This window comes from Anderseniella sp. Alg231-50 (assembly GCF_900149695.1).
Taxonomy (GTDB): Bacteria; Pseudomonadota; Alphaproteobacteria; order Rhizobiales; family Aestuariivirgaceae; genus Anderseniella.
The window spans coordinates 1-2,190 of the sequence record NZ_LT703010.1 but is presented as its reverse complement, the minus strand read 5'-3'; the positions used below and the strand labels follow the sequence as shown (position 1 = coordinate 2,190).

Annotated in this window: 1 protein-coding gene; it reads left to right on the top strand. The window is 57.1% G+C overall.

The window, feature by feature from the left end; all coding sequences use genetic code 11:
- Positions 1 to 31: 31 nt before the first annotated feature.
- Positions 32 to 2,190 (top strand): DUF5801 repeats-in-toxin domain-containing protein (locus DHN55_RS22135; protein WP_337660668.1); only part of this gene is annotated, 2,159 nt, incomplete at its 3' end.

Here is a 2,190-nt window from a genome sequence, read left to right as displayed (position 1 = left end):
CGGCGCCATCACCAAAGGGGACGATCCTCAGTTGGTAAACCCAAATGGCGATGCAATTGCGTCAGCTTCCACCACTGAAGCACTGGTCGATATCACCGCCCTGTTCGGCGCCGATGGCCCTGCAACAACAGATAACACGCAATATGCCCTGGCGTTCACCAATACCACCTCAGGCCTGACCCTCACCGACGGATCAGCAATCAATCTCGTCGACATCAATGGCGACGGATCGGTCATCGTCGGACAGGTTTCAGGAGGAACATTCGACGGACAGGCAGCCTTTGCCCTGTCAGTCGATCCAGACACCGGCTTTGTCACCGTCGAGCAGTATCTGTCTCTCGACCATCCAACACAGCATGACGGATCCAATACCGGACAAAGCTATGATGAAGCGCTTGACCTGTCAGGCAGCGATCTCGCCGTAACCGTCACTGTAACAGATGGCGATGGCGACACCGCAATCTCCGATGCTGTGCCCGTCGGCGCACAGATCACATTCGATGATGACGGACCGTCCGTCACCGCAACCGCAGACACCGATGTAACCGCAGCACTTGACGAAGGCGATCAGGATGCCGGGTCGCCGTCAACCGGGGTGACCTCGGTGATCAACACCGGCGCCATCACCAAAGGCGACGATCCTCATGTTGTAAACACCAATGGCGATGCAATTGCTGCTGCTTCCACCACTGAAGCACTGGTCGATATCACCGCCCTGTTCGGCGCCGATGGCCCTGCAACAACAGATAACACGCAATATGCCCTGGCGTTCACCAATACCACCTCAGGCCTGACCCTCACCGACGGATCAGCAATCAATCTCGTCGACATCAATGGCGACGGATCGGTCATCGTCGGACAGGTTTCAGGAGGAACATTCGACGGACAGGCAGCCTTTGCCCTGTCAGTCGATCCAGACACCGGCTTTGTCACCGTCGAGCAGTATCTGTCTCTCGACCATCCAACACAGCATGACGGATCCAATACCGGACAAAGCTATGATGAAGCGCTTGACCTGTCAGGCAGCGATCTCGCCGTAACCGTCACTGTAACAGATGGCGATGGCGACACCGCAATCTCCGATGCTGTGCCCGTCGGCGCACAGATCACATTCGATGATGACGGACCGTCCGTCACCGCAACCGCAGACACCGATGTAACCGCAGCACTTGACGAAGGCGATCAGGATGCCGGGTCGCCGTCAACCGGGGTGACCTCGGTGATCAACACCGGCGCCATCACCAAAGGCGACGATCCTCATGTTGTAAACACCAATGGCGATGCAATTGCTGCTGCTTCCACCACTGAAGCACTGGTCGATATCACCGCCCTGTTCGGCGCCGATGGCCCTGCAACAACAGATAACACGCAATATGCCCTGGCGTTCACCAATACCACCTCAGGCCTGACCCTCACCGACGGATCAGCAATCAATCTCGTCGACATCAATGGCGACGGATCGGTCATCGTCGGACAGGTTTCAGGAGGAACATTCGACGGACAGGCAGCCTTTGCCCTGTCAGTCGATCCAGACACCGGCTTTGTCACCGTCGAGCAGTATCTGTCTCTCGACCATCCAACACAGCATGACGGATCCAATACCGGACAAAGCTATGATGAAGCGCTTGACCTGTCAGGCAGCGATCTCGCCGTAACCGTCACTGTAACAGATGGCGATGGCGACACCGCAATCTCCGATGCTGTGCCCGTCGGCGCACAGATCACATTCGATGATGACGGACCGTCCGTCACCGCAACCGCAGACACCGATGTAACCGCAGCACTTGACGAAGGCGATCAGGATGCCGGGTCGCCGTCAACCGGGGTGACCTCGGTGATCAACACCGGCGCCATCACCAAAGGCGACGATCCTCATGTTGTAAACACCAATGGCGATGCAATTGCTGCTGCTTCCACCACTGAAGCACTGGTCGATATCACCGCCCTGTTCGGCGCCGATGGCCCTGCAACAACAGATAACACGCAATATGCCCTGGCGTTCACCAATACCACCTCAGGCCTGACCCTCACCGACGGATCAGCAATCAATCTCGTCGACATCAATGGCGACGGATCGGTCATCGTCGGACAGGTTTCAGGAGGAACATTCGACGGACAGGCAGCCTTTGCCCTGTCAGTCGATCCAGACACCGGCTTTGTCACCGCCGAGCAGTATCCTGTCTCTTATAC